The sequence below is a fragment of the Synechococcus sp. R5-13 genome (assembly GCF_047462015.1).
Classification (GTDB): Bacteria; Cyanobacteriota; Cyanobacteriia; order Thermostichales; family Thermostichaceae; genus Thermostichus.
Window position 1 is genome coordinate 1 of sequence record NZ_JANSIL010000156.1, and the last position, 15,458, is coordinate 15,458.

Genomic DNA, 15,458 nt, shown 5'->3' on the forward strand with positions numbered 1-15,458 from the left:
GATAGGCAGGATGCGATCGCTTCTTTCCTGAACCATGTTCAGGAGAGTTCAGCGTGAATGTATCAGGACGTCATTAGCGGTGCGGAGCACAATCAAGTGTCGATGGGGAAGGATAGCTCTGATAGGTTTCTTGGCAGCATTCCTCGCTCCTGCCCCTGCCATCTCTTTGCCTGCCTTCCCACCTCCTCCTGAGAAGACCTCGGCCCCAAACACCGCTTCCGAGTTCAACTGGCAGGGATCCCTCAAGTTGCTGCGGGGGGATCCCGTGGCTGCCCTGTCGGATCTGGATCGGGCGGTGCAGTTGGATCCCACCTATGCGCCGGCCTATGTGAACCGCAGCTACGTCTACAACCAGTTGCGCCAGCCCCAAGAGGCGTTGGCCGATGCGGAGCGGGCCATTCAGTTGAATGCAGGGATCCCAGAAGCCTACTTTAGCCGCGGGGTGGCCTATCTTCAGTTGGGGGATCGAGAAGCCGCCATGGCCGACTTTCGCCAGGCCTTGGCTCTCTTTTCCAAGAGCGGCAACTTTGCCAACCAGGCCATCCTGCAGCAACTGCTGCGCCAGTTGGGGGTGGAGTAGCCGCCCTTGGATTAAACCTAGGGCCACCTCGAAGTTGGGTAACCTGTCTGGTCTTTCCCCTCACTTGCGCTTAGGCGTCTGAGCGGTTGATTCTCCCAGCAACTTGTCAGAAAGCCGAGGCTCTCCCAACCACTCGGCCAGGGAAACTGCCTGAGCCTGCAGCCCAAAGACCTGACAGAACGACTCCACCAGCACCGGAGCTACGGCAGCCATCGTTACCTCCGGACAAAAGTGCACCAGGGATCCCACCGGGCGATCAGGGATCCCACAGGGCACGATGGCCTCGAAGGCAGCTATATCCGGGCAGACGTTGAGGGCAAAGCCGTGGTAAGTCACCCAGCGGGAAACCTTGATGCCGATGGCCGCCACTTTGCGCCCCTCCACCCAAACCCCTGTGAGGCCAGGGATCCGCTCCCCCCGCAGGCCAAAGTGGGCCACAGTTTCAATAAGCACCTGCTCCAGTTGGCGCAGGTACCAGTGGAGATCCAGACGGTGGTGCCTGAGGTTGAGGATCGCATAACCAACCCACTGGCCTGGCCCGTGGTAAGTGACTTCGCCGCCGCGCTCTACCCGCAGGATTTCTGGCCCTTGTCCAGAGAGGAATTCTGGGCGGGCAGCTGGGGATCCTATCTGTCCAGCCAAGCTCTTGAGGAACTTGGGATCCGCCCCTGCCCCCAGGGTGTAGACCGGCGGGTGGGTGAGCAGTAGGAGCCCATCTGGCAGCTGCGGATTGCAGATCAGGCGAGCCACCCTGGCTTGCTGCCAAGCCCAAGCGGTGCGATAGGGCACCTCTCCCGCCAGGTGAACCTCCAGAGGCGGAGATCCCAAAGAGCGCTCAAACACCTGCGAGGACATCTCAAAGACGGTTTTGCTGGAGAGCTCGCTGTGCCACCAGAAGATGACCAAAAGACCCCATCCCAGCAACGTCCACCTAGCCTACCGGCAGGTTGACCTGCGCCCGCAACCGCTCCAACAAGGCGCGAGGCTGCAACAGCCCCTCGATACGGTCAACCGGCTTCCCGTCTTTGAACAGGATGAGGGTTGGCACGGCGTAGATACCCCAGCGGGCAGCAATATTGGGGTACTTTTCTGTGTCAATCTTTACGAAAGAGATGGCGTCACCCACCTGCGGCTTCACCTGCTCCAGCACCTGGGCCATCACCTGACAGGGACCACACCAAGTGGCGTAAAAATCCACCAGGATGGGGGTTTTGGATCCCTGAATCATGTCGTCAAAGCTTTTGAATTGCTGTTTGTGCGCCATAGGAAACTCCAAGGGTGTTCTGAAAAGCCTGAGATGAAATCTATTTGTAAGCTAACTGTTTGAGATTAAAAATTGGTGTGGAGATCTCGCCGCAGCCTGCTTCGGTTTCCCGGTAGGATGGCTAGGGTTTGGGAGAAGAGCTAGAGCGTACCCGTAGTCTAGGGTGTTGTGGTGGACAAAGGGGCAGACTTTAGCAGGGCTTAAGCACTTGTCTTTTTTTGAGGAGTGGGATCCCAATGGCAACAAGCAGCAGCATGGTGAATCGTGGCGTGTTGGCCACAGTGCTGGCCGGGGTAGGACTCAGCCTATGGGGGGCTTGGCGTTGGCTGTGGGATCCCTGGGGCTGGGCTCAGGTAGTGGCCGGGTTGCTGCTGAGTTTGGGCAGCTTGCTCTACTGGCTCAAGACCCGCCCCGCTGACCAGCTGGTGGTGGAGCCCCAAGGCTGGCGCATCAGCCGCCACACCCCCGAGCACTGGGTCATTCAAGCGGAGTTTGTGGCTCGCAACCTCAACCCCCTTTTGGAAGTCACCTTGGCCCAGGTGGAGCCGCGACTGCATTTGCTCAGCGCCGGATCCCTAGAAGGCATTCACAACCGCCTACGCCTGCGCTCTCGCCATCCGGATCTTCCCCCCCGCCAAGACAACTACTGGCAGGCCTACATCATCACCCCCCAGAACCAGACTGGCCTAGAAGTCGAGATCGAGCTGAAGGGGGAAGGGCTGGCCCATTTGCGCTCTGCCTGGCTGGAGTTGGACTACATCCAGTACGGGCGGCAGCGGCGCACCCTCAAGACCAGCCATCTCATCCTGCCGTTGCAGGAGGTGGAGCCCTTGCCAGAGCTGAACTGGCAGAAGCAGGGATCCCTCCTTTGGGCCGCCGTTCCCACCCATCTGCTGACCCCCAGCGATGACTTGGCCGAGGTGCTACGGCGGTATGTAGGCCCTCACATCCAGCCCGGCGATATGGTGGCCATCTCGGAAAGCGCCGTGGCTATTGTCCAGGGCAACTTCCGCCATCCCCTGCAGGTGCAGCCCGGCTGGCTGGCCCGCACCCTGTGCTACTTCTTCCCCTCCAAGACCAGTCTTTCAAGCTGCTACGGGATGCAGACTTTGATTGACTGCTCCGGGGCCTGGCGGGTGGTGTGGGCTTTTGTGGTGGGATCCCTGGCCAAACTGCTGGGGATCCCGGGGGTCTTTTATGCCCTGGCGGGGGAGCAGGCCGATCTCATCGACGACGTTACTGGCACCCTGCCTCCCTATGACCAGTTCATCGTGCTGGGGCCGCGGGATCCGGCCAAGTTGGTGGGGGATCTGCATCGGCAGACGGGCTACGAAGTGGCCATCGTGGATGCCAACGACCTGGGAGAGGTGAAGCTCCTGGCCGCCACCTCCGGGGTGCAGGGATCCCTGGTGAAGCAGGCGCTGCGCAAAAACCCCGCCGGCAACGCCGCTGAACAAACCCCCCTTGTGCTGATCAGGAAGATGACACCTGACTGAGGCTCTGCTGGGATCCGAGGGCTTGCATCGCCTGGTGAGTGGAGAGGAAGAAGCGCTCAGCGCCCACTTTCTCCACAAACCCAGCCTTTTGGAGGCGATCCATTACCGGCCCCTTCACCTCGGCCATGGCAAAGCCCACCCCTGCCTGCTGCAAACGTTCCACCAACTGGGTCAGCACTTCCAAAGCGCTGCCGTCGATGAAGTTGATGGCGCTGGCAACGAGCAGCACCTGCTCCACTGTGGGTCGCGCCGCCACCTCTCGCAGCAGATACTCCTGCAAGTAGGCTGCGTTGGCAAAAAACAGGCTCTCGTCCACCCGCACTGCCAAGATACGGGGATCGGTAATCACCTCATGGCGCTGCACGTTGCGGTAGTGCTCCGTACCGGGCACCTGACCCACGATGGCAATGTGAGGACGGCTAGCCCGCCAAAGAAAGAGCAGGATGGAGACTAACACCCCTATTCCGATCCCCTGCTCCACTCCGATCCCCAGCACACTGGCAAAGGTTACCAACCAAACCAGGGCATCGCCACGGTCGTAGCGCCAGCTTTGCAGCAGGGGGTGAAAATCCACCAGGGCCAGCACCGCCACCAGAACAATGGCCGCCAGGGTGGTCTGGGGCAAGAAGGTGAACAGGGGCATCAGCCAGATGACCGTCAAAGCCACCAACAGGCCGGTGATTAGGGAGGCCAGGCCACTGTTGGCGCCTGCTTGAAAGTTCACCACCGACCGGCTGATGCCTCCCGTTACCGGATAGCCGCCACTGCAGGCTGCTGCCAAGTTGGCTGCCCCCAAAGCCACCAGATCTTGGTTGGGATCCACCTTCTGCCGCCGCTGGCTGGCCAAGGACTGCCCCACAGCATAGCTTTCCGTGAAGCCCACCAAGCTGATGGCCAAGGCGGTGGGCAGAAGCGCTGTCCACTGTCCCCAGCTCAACGAGGGAAAGCCCAAGGGGGGCAACCCGGAAGGAATGGAGCCAACAACGGATACCCCTGCCCTCTCCGAGAGGTTTAGGCCCCAGACCAACAGGCTGGTCACGAGCACAGCCGCTAGCGGTGCCCCCTTGGTCAAAATCAAGGCCCAACCTGGAGGCACACCCCAACGCCGCAGTTGGTGGGGCAACTTTCGCTGAGCGTACACCAGCAGGGATATGGCCAATAGCCCCAAGCCAAAGGTTGCCCAGTTCACCTTGTCCAGGCTTTGCCACAGCCGCTGCACCAACAGCAAGAAGGACTCCGTATTGGCGATCTTGACCCCCAGGAGGTGGCGGAGCTGGCTGAAGCCGATGATCAAGGCCGCCGCGCTGCCAAAGGCAGTCACCACCGTGTGGCTTAAGAAATTGGCCAAAAACCCCAGCCGCAACAACCCCATCGCCCCTTGAATCAAACCCACTTCCAAGGCCAGGCCTAAAGCCAACTGCCCGTACTCTGGGCTGCCCGGCAAGGACTCCGTCCCGCTGACGCGACCGGCCAGGGGCTCTAACCCTGCCGCCACCAAGAGGGAGATGATGGCCACTGGCCCTACCGCCAAGGCGCGGCTGGATCCCAGTAGTCCATAGACGATCACCGGCAAAATACTGGCGTACAGGCCCACTTGGGGGGGCAACCCGGCCAACAGGGCATAGGCCATGCTCTGGGGCACCAACAGAATGGCCACCACAAGGCCGGCGATCAGATCTCCCGGCAAATCTGATCGTTGATAGTGGAAGACCCAAAGGGACTCCTTAGCAAAGGGCAGGTACCGCGCCAGGATCCCTTGCCCCGAAGAGGAAGCAGAAGGGATCCCACTCATAGCGCCTGACCTCGGTTCCAGGGCATGCGAGCCAAGAGCAGAGCCATGCCACAGGTGTTGGTTACACCCGCAAACACCAGCCCAGCGCCCACAAAGCCACTCAGCAGCAGCCACCAGGGGTTGACAAAGGCCCCCAGAAGGGTTCCGGTGAGCACCAGGGATCCCGCTGCAATCTGCACCTGCCGCATGATGGAGATGGGAGCATTTTGGGTGCGGGTAACGGGCAGCTTGGCCGCTTTCCAAGCCTCGATCCCTCCCTTAAGGCTAATGACCTCCGGCCAACCGCGGTCTAGCAACTGGCAACCGGCGCGGATGGAGCGGCTGCCCATGCGGCACTGCAACACCACTGGCTTTTCTGGCGTAGAGGCGGGCACTTTGGCCGGGTCAAAGGTAGATAGGGGCATGTTGATGGCCCCCGGGATCCGCTCATCGGCATATTCTCCCGGCTCCCGCACATCAATGAGCTGGACTCGCCCCTGATCCAGCCACTGTTTTAAGGTCAGGGCATCGATCTCCTTGAGACGGGGATCCCGTTCTTGCGAAGCGGAAGGGATAGGGTTTTGTTGGGTTACGGTCATGGTTGTCTCCTTGCTTTTGGCGTTGTCTAAAATGCAAAATGCAGCGATTTTTGGGATTAATCCCCCTCCTCAAGCAAATGACTGGGCTCACCGGGGTAAAACCGGCTATCCAGGATTTGCTCTGAGGAATAAGGGCAGGTTTTGGGGAAAATCTTTCTGGGCAGCTTGGTCTCCTCCAGGGCCAGCTTCAGCGCCCCCAAGTAAGACTTGGAGATGGCCTCTGGCAAATAGGGCTCGAGACTTGGGCTTTCTTCAAGAAGCTCCAGAACTTCCTGCCGCTGCAGCTGGAGGGTGAGGAGCCGGCTTGCGGATCTCCCCTCTGGCTGGTACTCCCACTTGAGGAGATGCCCAACCAAAACTGCAAGTCGGTTTCGCAGTTCCTGCCGCTGTTGCCTGCCCAACGATTCAATCTCCTCGACTAAATTGGGCAGATCCAGCTTCTCCCAGGCCCGATCCCGCAGAAATTGAGCTTGTTGCTGGATCCAAGCGTAGAAATCGCTCTCATAGAGACTTTCTCGATCCACGCTCAAACTCTCCATTTCTGGCAAGCCAATTGAGAGAAGGTTACCCAGAGCAGCGGGCTCTCACCATCGGAGTTTCACGTGAGCTCCCCAGCCGGCGGGGGCTTGCCCTGCACCTCACTGCCCAGAAGGAATTAAACCGCTGCTGCCACTTGGCCGCACTGCTCGTTGGCCGGCACCGCTTCCTGGATCTTCTTCGGCTGGGGCAGGTTGAGGCTGTTCATCAGGGCAATGAAGCTCTCACGGGAACGCAGGTTGCCCGTTTCCGGATCCACAAAGCGCGGGTTCCAGCGCTTCTCCTCGCCAATGGTGGAGACGGTGTGCCCGCGATAGTCGTGGCCAGGATAGACCAGCGTCTCATCGGGCAGCGTAAACAAGTGCTGGGTAACATGGTCGTACATCAGGCCGGGATCCCCGCTTTGGAAATCCGTGCGCCCACAGCCGCGAATCAACAGGGCATCTCCGGTCAGGACGCGATCCCCATTGACGCGGTAGGTCATGTGGCTGTCGGTGTGGCCCAGGGTAGCGATGGCTTCAATGACGACGGATCCCACTTGCAGCGTTTCCCCATGACCGATGAAACGATCTGCACATTGAGCCTTGGCCTGTACTGGCACCACCCCTTGGCAACCGGTCAGTTCCCGCAGCTTCCCGGTTCCCGTAATGTGATCCGCGTGAACGTGGGTTTCCAGGCAGTACTTCAAGGTTAGACCCAATTCCCGAATCAGCTTCAAATCCCGCTCCACCTGCTCCAGCACTGGATCCACCAGGGCGGCCTCGCGAGTTGACGGATCCGCGATTAAATAGGTGTAGGTGCTTGTTTCTGCGTCGAACAGTTGGCGAAATAGCATAGTGCCCTCCTGTCTGGTATCGAAAGTCCGGCATGAACTTGGACTTTCTAGGAATACTATATAACTATCTAGTGTTAAAATCAAGTTGACGAACGGCGCAAGCAGGTTTGTTGATTGGGGAAAAGTCGGTGAGCAGAGCGGATGTGAATGAGTGTCGCACGATCCTGACGCCGCAGGTTCTCAACAGCGTGGCGGAGTACTTCAAGGTTTTGGCGGAACCCAGCCGGCTGCAGATCCTGTGTGAGCTGCGCTCTGGGCCGAAGAATGTAACCCAGATTCTGGAAGCCACCGGCATGGGCCAGGCCAATGTTTCCAAGCACCTGAAAATCTTGGCGCAGGCAGGGATCGTCAGCCGTCAGCCCAAGGGGGTGAGTGTTTATTACCAAGTTGCGGATCCCATGTGCTTTGAGCTGTGCGAAGTGGTATGTCGGCAGTTGGTGAGTCGGCTACAACAGCAAGCCCGCCAACTGGAGCCGCTGGCAGCCATTCACCCAGGTCAATCGAGCTGAGGCGAAAATGGTTCTCAAGTAGGTTGGGATTTCGCGAGCACCCGAAGGTTATTCCAGCCCCAGCCGCCGACGAAAGTAAGGGATGGTCTGTTGCAGCCCAACTTGCAGCGGGATCCGAGGCTCCCAACCCAAGAGGGCGCGGGCTTTGCCAATATCCGGCTGCCGTTGTCTGGGATCGTCCGTCGGCAGAGGCCGGTAAACGATGGGAGAAGGGCTGCCGGTGAGGGCGAGCACCTGCTGGGCCAGCTCCAGGATCGTGAACTCCTCTGGGTTGCCCAAGTTAAAGGGTCCGGGGTAGGGGCTGTTCATCAGCCGGATCAAGCCTTCCACCAGGTCGGAGATGTAGCAAAAGCTGCGGGTCTGGGATCCATCCCCATAGACCGTCAGGGGATCCCCGCGCAGGGCCTGGACGATAAAGTTGCTCACCACGCGGCCATCGTCCTCCCGCATGGCGGGGCCGTAGGTGTTGAAGATGCGGGCTACCCGGATCTCCGTTTGGTATTGCCGCTGCCAGTCGAAGGTGAGGGTTTCCGCCAAGCGCTTGGATTCGTCGTAGCAGGCCCGCGGGCCGATGGGGTTGACGTGGCCCCAGTAGTCTTCCGGTTGGGGATGCACTTGGGGATCCCCGTACACTTCTGAAGTCGAGGCCAGCAGGAACCTCGCTCCCGTTTTCTGGGCCAGTTGCAGCAGGTGGTAGGTGCCCCAGAGGCTGGTGCGGATGGTGCGGATGGGATCCGCTTGGTAGTGGGGGGGAGAAGCGGGGCAAGCCAGGTGGTAGATCTGCTGGATCCCAGCCTCTGCCAAAGCGGGCGGCAGGGGCTCGGCAACGTCGTGCCAAATGAACTGAAAGGCTGGGTTGTCTAGATGAGCTTGGACATTGAGCTGCCGGCCCGTGTAGCCGTTATCCAGACAAATGACCCAGTGGCCTTCTTGCAGAAGGCGGGTTACCAAGTGGGATCCGATAAATCCCAGGCCACCCGTAACCAGGATCTTCATGATTTCCCCTGATTTCCCCAGCACCTACCAGCCCACTCCAATGAGGGTTATGCCCGCCTGCCGCACCGCCTCCCGATCCAGACAGTTACGGCCATCGATGAGCAAGGGCCGCCGCATCAGCTCTGCAATCCGTCGGTAATCCAGCGACAAAAACTCCGGCCACTCCGTCACCAACACCAGGGCATCGCAGTCCTGGGCCAGCCGGAACACATCCGTTTCCACCACCACATGGGCCAACCCCTCCCGCATCCCTGAAGCGGACACAACGGGATCATACGCCTTCACCTTTGCCCCAAGGCGGTGGAGCTGCTCGATTAAGGTCAGGGAAGGGGCATCCCGCAGGTCGTCGGTGTGGGGTTTAAACGTCAGACCCAGTAGGCCAATGGTTTTTCCCTTGAGCACCTTGAGGGCTTGCTGCAGCTTTTCCACCAGGCGCTGCCGCTGTTCTCGGTTAACCTCCACCGTGGCTCGCAACAGCTTGGCCTCATAGCCATAGTCAGCAGCGGTTTGAATGAGAGCCGCCAGATCTTTGGGGAAGCAGCTTCCGCCCCACCCTATGCCAGCGTTGAGAAAGGCGCGGCCAATGCGCCTATCTAGGCCGATCCCTTCCGCCACCTGGGTGATGTCGGCGCCGGTGCGCTCACAGATGTTGGCCATTTCGTTGATGAAGCTAATCTTGGTGGCCAGGAAGGCGTTGGCGGCATACTTGATCATTTCGGCAGAAGCCAGGTCGGTCACCAGCAAAGGCACGGGATCCCCTTGCAGGCCCTGCTGGCGGTTGAGGATGGGTTCATACAGCTGCCGCATGATTTCAATGGCGCGGGGGCTGTTGGAGCCAATCACAATGCGATCCGGGTAGAAGGTATCTTGGATGGCACTGCCCTCCCGTAGGAACTCGGGGTTGCTCACCACGTCAAACTGCGGCGTCCAAGGCGAGAGCTCTAAGGTGAGAGATCTGGCCTCAGGATCCCTCCCCACTTCTCGGCTGCTCAGCCGCTGCTTGGCGGCTTCGGCGGCCCCGTCCAAAATGAGCATGCGCACCCAGTCCCCAGAGCCAATGGGCACAGTGGATTTGTTGACAATGACTCGATAGTGCTCGTCCAGATGCTGGCCAATTTCCCGCGCCACTGCTTCCACGTAGCGCAGATCGGGATCCCCGCTGGGCAGGGCCGGGGTGCCCACGGCAATAAACACCACCTCGCTGGCCCGGATCCCAAGGCCCAGATCGGTGGTAAAGTGCAGCCGACCTGCCCCAGTTTCCTCCCGCACCAGCTCCTCTAGGCCGGGCTCGTAGATGGGCAGGCGACCCCGCTGCAGCCCTTCAATCTTGGCGGGGTTGTTGTCCACACAGATAACGCTATTTCCTAGGTGAGCCAGGCAGGCTCCTGTTACCAGGCCCACATAGCCAGCGCCTACCACAGCAACGTGCATACTCAGAGTTCGCTCCCCAGTCGGCGGCCACTTGACTAAGCCTTAGCAGCTTGCTTTTAGGGTACCCTCCCTTACCCCTATTGAGGTCGGTGACAGAATAAAGCAGGATATCTGTGGATCCCCGCCCGAGCTGCAGTGAGCTTTCTGGATTCTGCTGCCATAGCCAGCCGCCGTCAGCGCCAAGTGCAGAGGGTGCTGTACGTCACGCTAGGGCTAAATGTCCTGGTGTTTCTGATCAAGTTAATCCTGGGGCTGACGACGGGATCCCTGAGCCTCATTGCCGATGCCCTGCACAGCTCCACCGACAGCGCCAGCAACATTTTGGGCTTGGTGGCCGTGCGCTTTTCTTCGCCAGAGCCCGATGACGACCATCCCTACGGCCATCGCAAGTTTGAAGCCATTGGAGCGCTGGGGATCGCCGCCTTTTTGGGGATGGCCAGCCTGGAGATCCTGCGCACAGCCGTGGAGCGGTTTTGGGAGCCCCAGCCCCACCTGCAGATCGATGAGCTGACCTTGGGGATGATGGTGGGCGTGCTGGGCATTAATGTCTTTGTCACCCTCTACGAGCACCGCTGGGGCAAAGCTCTGTCCAGCTCGCTGCTGTTGGCCGATGCGCGCCATACCCTCAGCGACGTTGGGGTGACGCTGACGGTGTTGCTGGGGTTGGCCGGCATGCATTATTGGGGGATCCCTTGGCTGGATCAAGCCCTGGCTTTGCCGGTGGCGCTGCTGGTGCTCCGAAGCGGCTGGGAAGTGCTGCAGGAGAATCTTCCCTACCTCACAGATCGGGTGGCGATCCCTGCCGAGGCCCTGCGGGATCTGATCCTGAGCGTGCCAGGCGTGCTTGACTGTCATGACATCACTTCCCGCGGGATCCCAGGGGAAATGGTCTTTATCGAGATGCACCTGGTGGTGGAGCCACAGGACATTGAGTCCGCCCACCACCTTACCGAGGAAGTTGAACGCCTCTTGCAGGAGCGCTACGGGCCAGCGCGGATCCTCATCCACCTGGAGCCTCGCTCCCATATCGAGCAACCCTAGCAGGAGCTCGCCACCTGCCAACAGATAGCCTAGCCAAACCTCAGGGATCCTGATGTTTCCAAAAGAACACCAAAACGGTATCAACGCCTCTGCGAGCGTCCCTCAAAATCTCGGAAAAGCCCATTCTTTCGTCGGATCCCTCGACGCCTTGTGCCACAAGGCTTTCCGGCCCCAAAACCCCCTCGCCGAAACTCTTTTTGCCCCCTTTTTTCCGGATCCCTCGCAAACGGGTCTTGCATCCCTTGCCCTGCTTGGCTTCAATAGGGGTGGAGTTCCCCCTTCGGGGGGATCCCTAGAAATTGGAAACTGTCGAGGATGCGAGAGAGGGATCCCTGCCGCCAGGGAGTTCCCCCTTCGGGGGGATCCCTAGAAATTGGAAACCCTCCCCACCACCGGGCGCAGCGCCAATTTGCCTCGCGTTCCCCCTTCGGGGGGATCCCTAGAAATTGGAAACTTAAAAATCTTCTGGACTCCTTCTTCAAACTGACTGTTCCCCCTTCGGGGGGATCCCTAGAAATTGGAAACACCAGCAGGGCGTCGGCGGGGTGCTGGCTCCACTCCCGTTCCCCCTTCGGGGGGATCCCTAGAAATTGGAAACAAGTTAACGTTAATCCCACTCCTCCGTTTATTGTTACAGCGTTCCCCCTTCGGGGGGATCCCTAGAAATTGGAAACTTCTTATATCTTCATCTCTTAACACTAATCGATAAACTGTTCCCCCTTCGGGGGGATCCCTAGAAATTGGAAACAGTCTACTGTAGAAGATTCTGTAGAAGTGCATGTGTATATCGTTCCCCCTTCGGGGGGATCCCTAGAAATTGGAAACAGTCAGAGGCGACGCCGCCGCGCATTGGATCCCAACAGTTCCCCCTTCGGGGGGATCCCTAGAAATTGGAAACTGCCAATACGGCAGCCTTTGTTGTGAGGACTAGTTAGCGTTCCCCCTTCGGGGGGATCCCTAGAAATTGGAAACGTTAAACTGGAGTCCTTGGGGTGTGTGTTGAATGAAGTTCCCCCTTCGGGGGGATCCCTAGAAATTGGAAACCGGGAAGAGCCAGTCAGGCTCAACCCTGGCCCACTTCCAGTTCCCCCTTCGGGGGGATCCCTAGAAATTGGAAACAGGACTTGGGATCACTGTGGGCACAGCTGAGCAGATGGCGAGATTTTGGTCAGCATGGCAGAGAGCAGGGGGGTAGCTATGCCAGAAGGTTGGGAAAAAGTTACAGATTTAATGCGCCAACTGCAGGCAGTACAAGAGATTGCCGAGAGGGGGTATTGGCTCACCACGGAGGAACTGGGGCAGGTTTTAGGTTTACCAGAGTCCCGCTTGGCAATTCTGCGGGAACAACCCCTCGCCTATGAATTTCCGTGGCGCAACTTCCGCTGTTGTGTAGTTGACGAGCAAGAGGGGATCAGGCTTTGGTCTATCACTCCTAACAAGGCTATCAATGTCCACACCCCCACCACCGCGCCCCAAAAACAGCCTGCGGTCTATGCACGGGTGGATAACTTTTTGCCGCGGGACAAAAACCAACAGTTACTAGAATATGCGATCGCCAACGAAGGGCGGTTTGTCCCTTCCCGAAACTCAGCGAATGACAGTGAATACCGCCGTTCATGGGTGCTGCATGACTTCCCTGAGTTTTCAGGGGTGATTCTCCACTATGTGCAAATGCTAATCCCCCAAGTGCTCAAAAGCCTAAAAATGGAGCCATTTCCCATCGCCTACATCGAATGTCAAATGACAGCGCACAACCACGGCAATTATTACAAAGTGCACAATGACAACGGCAGTCCTGATGCCAAAGAAAGGGAACTGACCTATGTCTATTACTTCTACCGAGAACCCAAGCAGTTTTCTGGGGGGGAACTGCTGATCTACGACTCTGAAGTGCGAAACAATATGTATGTCAAAGCCGACACCTATAAAACCTATGTTCCTGCCAACAACACTATCATTTTCTTTCCCAGCTATCTGATGCACGAAGTTTTACCCGTGACTTGTCCCTCACGGCAGTTTGCCGATAGTAGATTTACGGTCAACGGCTGGGTACGGCGTAAATAGGCACATTGGGCGGAATGATACAAGTGCGGGTTCTGCCCCTGCCAGTGCAAACGATGCCATTGGACAAAATGGTGTAGCCAGTGGTTGCCCCTGCGATCCCGCCCGATGGTCGTCCCTTGACTGCTGGTGGTCTGCACAAAGTGATTACCACTGATCACATTCCCCCCCCTCAACTTTGACACTGCCATCGTCGTTGTAGTAGTTCCCCCTTCGGGGGGATCCCTAGAAATTGGAAACTAGATATCGCTACCTTCGGTGATTCCGGTTACCCGGTTCCCCCTTCGGGGGGATCCCTAGAAATTGGAAAGAACACTCACAGAATCTGTCCCCTAATCGACTATTTAGTCAAGGTTCCCCCTTCGGGGGGATCCCTAGAAATTGGAAAAGAAATTGGAAAAGAAATTGGAAGCGAACTGAAGCTGGGCCTGGTTATCAGGCGGGCAGCGAAAACAACGGCTGAAACGCTCCAGAAATCGGCCTGCTGGCTGGGGAAAGTCTGGGAAAGTGAGGTCTGGATCCCCGGCAGCCACCGCTGCCCAAAAGTAGCGCAATTGTGGGGCCAAGGCTTGTGCCTGTTCCAAAGGCAAATTCAGCGGTGCGGAGGTTAAAAACTTAACCACCGCTGGTTCGCTGCGCTGGGCCATCCACTCCCGGGAGAACGCTTGCAAATCGGGCCAATCGGGCAGAGATCCCACCCGGTAGCTCTGGATATGGACTTGGATTCCGGTCTCTCGATCCGACCGGATCTCGACAAGGCGGTAGGGGTGGGGAAAGCTGACCAAAGAGCCGGTGGTAATGTCGTAAACCCCCCCTCGTCGGGCGATGTGCTGGATATGCAGATGTCCGGTGAACACCAGTTGCACCCCATAAGCTTGCAGCAGCCGCCGCAACTGAGAGGCATTCTCCAGCATGTAGCGACGCCCCCAGGGATGGAGAGACTGGCCGCGCAGATGCTCGACCACATTATGGTGCACCATCAGCAGCACCAGCTCTTCTTTGGCTGCCGCCAATTCTTTCTCCAGCCAGGTCAGTTGTTCTGGGGTTAGACACCCCACCAATTGACCCTGAGCATCAAAATGGTTGGAATTGAGGCCGATCAAACGGATCCCTGGCCGCAGAACCCGGCTGTAATCCAAAGACTGCCCATCCTCGTAGCCAAAAGCTCGGTAGTAGCGGGGAAAATCCGCCAAACCAATAGAGCGCCCGCTGGCCTCGGGCTGGGGCACATCGTGGTTGCCGGGCACCACAAAAGCCGGAAAGGGCAGTCGAGCCAGCCGCTCTGCCAGCCATGCATGGTTTTCCGGCTCCCCATGCTGGGTCAGATCCCCCGGCAACAGCAGAAAATCCAGAGGCAACTGCACCAGATGCTGCAAAACCTGTTCCAGAGCCGGGATGCTCACCTCTACCAGGTGAAATCGGCTGGGGTGATCCCAAAGGGTGGAAGGGAGGGTGACGTGGGGATCGCTCACCACAGCAAAGCGGATCTGCACGGATTACTCCCCTTGACAACAGCAAGCAGATAGAGCCTTCGGCCCACAGGGGGGACAAGCGCTTCTGCTATTCTGGCATCCATCACGGGATCCCGATTATCTCAGGAGCACAGCATGGTGGCCCAGGTGATTACCATCGATCACCCTCTGGTGCAGCACAAGCTCAGCCTCATGCGCCGTGTTGAAACTACAACCGCCGACTTCCGAGCGCTGATGCGGGAGATCAGCCTCTTGATGGCCTACGAGGTGACCCGCGATCTGCCCCTCAAGCTACAGCCCATTCAAACCCCAATGGCCCCAATGTTGGCGCCGATGTTGGCGGCAGAGAAAAAGTTGGTGCTTGTCTCCATCCTGCGGGCCGGCCAAGGGCTCCTCGACGGCATGCTGGAGCTGATCCCATCAGCACGGGTGGGGCATATCGGCCTATATCGGGATCCCCATACCCTGATCCCCATCGAGTACTACTTCAAGGTGCCCACCGATATCGAAGATCGTGAGGTGCTGGTGGTGGATCCAATGTTGGCCACCGGCCATTCGGCAGCAGCGGCTGTAGCGCGCCTACGCCAAACCCGACCCCAGTCGATCCGCTTCATCTGCCTGGTGGCCGCCCCAGAAGGGATCCGGTATTTCCACGAACAGAACCCAGATGTGCCAATCTATACCGCTGCTGTAGACGATGGCCTAGACGAGCACGGCTACATCCTCCCCGGCCTGGGAGATGCAGGGGATCGCCTGTTCGGCACCCGCTGATGGGAGAGCATGACTCTAGTCAATGATAAGCTCAACTATACTGAAAATAATGTATAATATGTTCAGTACGGATTACTACCAGTTGATCTTTCTGT

15 protein-coding genes and 1 CRISPR repeat array are annotated in these 15,458 nt (G+C 58.5%); of the genes, 6 read left to right on the forward strand and 9 right to left on the reverse strand.

The features are described from left to right. Positions 1-130 precede the first annotated feature (130 nt). Complete coding sequence (locus tag NW840_RS11810) at positions 131-580, forward strand: tetratricopeptide repeat protein (protein WP_414344468.1); 450 nt, start codon at positions 131-133, stop codon at positions 578-580. A 60-nt stretch (positions 581-640) separates the two neighbouring features. Here NW840_RS11810 and lipB read toward each other — a convergent pair whose 3' ends face one another. Beyond that, complete coding sequence (gene lipB / locus NW840_RS11815) at positions 641-1,435, reverse strand: lipoyl(octanoyl) transferase LipB (protein WP_414344483.1); 795 nt, start codon at positions 1,433-1,435, stop codon at positions 641-643. A 76-nt stretch (positions 1,436-1,511) separates the two neighbouring features. Further along, the gene (gene trxA / locus NW840_RS11820) at positions 1,512-1,844 is read right to left on the reverse strand and encodes a thioredoxin (RefSeq protein ID WP_414330952.1); all 333 of its coding nucleotides are present in this window, start codon (positions 1,842-1,844) and stop codon (positions 1,512-1,514) included. A gap of 236 nt (positions 1,845-2,080) precedes the next feature. Between trxA and NW840_RS11825 the strand changes: the two genes are divergently transcribed. Continuing rightward, complete coding sequence (locus NW840_RS11825) at positions 2,081-3,340, forward strand: hypothetical protein (protein WP_414344469.1); 1,260 nt, start codon at positions 2,081-2,083, stop codon at positions 3,338-3,340. On the opposite strand, the gene NW840_RS11830 is transcribed toward NW840_RS11825, so the two are convergent. The 4 genes from NW840_RS11830 to NW840_RS11845 all read right to left on the reverse strand — a co-directional run bounded on the left by NW840_RS11830 (position 3,318) and on the right by NW840_RS11845 (position 7,082). After that, positions 3,318-5,132: a SulP family inorganic anion transporter gene (locus tag NW840_RS11830; RefSeq protein WP_414344470.1), complete on the reverse strand. Its 1,815-nt coding sequence runs from the start codon at positions 5,130-5,132 to the stop codon at positions 3,318-3,320. The genes NW840_RS11825 and NW840_RS11830 overlap by 23 nt on opposite strands. Next, a complete protein-coding gene (locus NW840_RS11835; protein WP_414344471.1) occupies positions 5,129-5,710 on the reverse strand; it encodes a rhodanese-like domain-containing protein in 582 nt (193 codons plus the stop codon). The genes NW840_RS11830 and NW840_RS11835 overlap by 4 nt, the downstream gene beginning before the upstream one ends. Positions 5,711-5,766: 56 nt before the next feature. Then, positions 5,767-6,249 (reverse strand): DUF29 domain-containing protein, encoded by a 483-nt coding sequence (locus tag NW840_RS11840; protein ID WP_414344472.1) that lies wholly within the window; start codon positions 6,247-6,249, stop codon positions 5,767-5,769. Between the two features lie 116 nt (positions 6,250-6,365). Further along, on the reverse strand, positions 6,366-7,082 hold the full coding sequence (locus NW840_RS11845) for an MBL fold metallo-hydrolase (RefSeq protein WP_414344473.1): 717 nt from the start codon (positions 7,080-7,082) through the stop codon (positions 6,366-6,368). A gap of 128 nt (positions 7,083-7,210) precedes the next feature. On the opposite strand from NW840_RS11845, the gene NW840_RS11850 reads away from it, so the two are divergent. Beyond that, positions 7,211-7,591 (forward strand): ArsR/SmtB family transcription factor, encoded by a 381-nt coding sequence (locus NW840_RS11850; protein ID WP_414344474.1) that lies wholly within the window; start codon positions 7,211-7,213, stop codon positions 7,589-7,591. Positions 7,592-7,639: 48 nt separating this feature from the next. Here the strand turns inward: NW840_RS11850 and NW840_RS11855 are convergent, their stop codons facing one another. Next, entirely contained in the window at positions 7,640-8,587 is a 948-nt protein-coding gene (locus NW840_RS11855) for a UDP-glucuronic acid decarboxylase family protein (RefSeq protein WP_414344476.1), read from the reverse strand. Positions 8,588-8,611: 24 nt separating this feature from the next. Next, on the reverse strand, positions 8,612-10,018 hold the full coding sequence (locus NW840_RS11860) for a UDP-glucose dehydrogenase family protein (RefSeq protein ID WP_414344478.1): 1,407 nt from the start codon (positions 10,016-10,018) through the stop codon (positions 8,612-8,614). A 135-nt stretch (positions 10,019-10,153) separates the two neighbouring features. Between NW840_RS11860 and NW840_RS11865 the strand changes: the two genes are divergently transcribed. Next, positions 10,154-11,059 (forward strand): cation diffusion facilitator family transporter, encoded by a 906-nt coding sequence (locus NW840_RS11865; protein WP_414344480.1) that lies wholly within the window; start codon positions 10,154-10,156, stop codon positions 11,057-11,059. Between the two features lie 271 nt (positions 11,060-11,330). Continuing rightward, positions 11,331-12,179: a CRISPR direct-repeat array (repeat unit 36 nt; unit sequence GTTCCCCCTTCGGGGGGATCCCTAGAAATTGGAAAC). Positions 12,180-12,232: 53 nt separating this feature from the next. Beyond that, positions 12,233-13,123, forward strand: coding sequence for a 2OG-Fe(II) oxygenase (locus NW840_RS11870; protein ID WP_414344481.1), 891 nt, complete (start codon positions 12,233-12,235; stop codon positions 13,121-13,123). Positions 13,124-13,494: 371 nt separating this feature from the next. Here NW840_RS11870 and NW840_RS11875 read toward each other — a convergent pair whose 3' ends face one another. Continuing rightward, entirely contained in the window at positions 13,495-14,613 is a 1,119-nt protein-coding gene (locus NW840_RS11875) for a metallophosphoesterase family protein (protein WP_414344482.1), read from the reverse strand. Positions 14,614-14,727: 114 nt separating this feature from the next. On the opposite strand from NW840_RS11875, the gene upp reads away from it, so the two are divergent. Next, positions 14,728-15,363 (forward strand): uracil phosphoribosyltransferase, encoded by a 636-nt coding sequence (upp, locus tag NW840_RS11880; protein WP_414329961.1) that lies wholly within the window; start codon positions 14,728-14,730, stop codon positions 15,361-15,363. Positions 15,364-15,458: the final 95 nt, after the last annotated feature.

Bases quoted from the DNA above. Each gene is read 5' to 3' on its own strand.
- NW840_RS11860 (WP_414344478.1), bottom strand. From the start codon at position 10,018: ATGCACGTTGCTGTGGTAGGCGCTGGCTATGTGGGCCTGGTAACAGGA.
- NW840_RS11825 (WP_414344469.1), top strand. From the start codon at position 2,081: ATGGCAACAAGCAGCAGCATGGTGAATCGTGGCGTGTTGGCCACAGTG.
- NW840_RS11870 (WP_414344481.1), top strand. From the start codon at position 12,233: ATGGCAGAGAGCAGGGGGGTAGCTATGCCAGAAGGTTGGGAAAAAGTT.
- upp (WP_414329961.1), top strand. From the start codon at position 14,728: ATGGTGGCCCAGGTGATTACCATCGATCACCCTCTGGTGCAGCACAAG.
- NW840_RS11855 (WP_414344476.1), bottom strand. From the start codon at position 8,587: ATGAAGATCCTGGTTACGGGTGGCCTGGGATTTATCGGATCCCACTTG.
- trxA (WP_414330952.1), bottom strand. From the start codon at position 1,844: ATGGCGCACAAACAGCAATTCAAAAGCTTTGACGACATGATTCAGGGA.
- NW840_RS11830 (WP_414344470.1), bottom strand. From the start codon at position 5,132: ATGAGTGGGATCCCTTCTGCTTCCTCTTCGGGGCAAGGGATCCTGGCG.
- NW840_RS11845 (WP_414344473.1), bottom strand. From the start codon at position 7,082: ATGCTATTTCGCCAACTGTTCGACGCAGAAACAAGCACCTACACCTAT.
- lipB (WP_414344483.1), bottom strand. From the start codon at position 1,435: ATGTCCTCGCAGGTGTTTGAGCGCTCTTTGGGATCTCCGCCTCTGGAG.
- NW840_RS11835 (WP_414344471.1), bottom strand. From the start codon at position 5,710: ATGACCGTAACCCAACAAAACCCTATCCCTTCCGCTTCGCAAGAACGG.
- NW840_RS11840 (WP_414344472.1), bottom strand. From the start codon at position 6,249: ATGGAGAGTTTGAGCGTGGATCGAGAAAGTCTCTATGAGAGCGATTTC.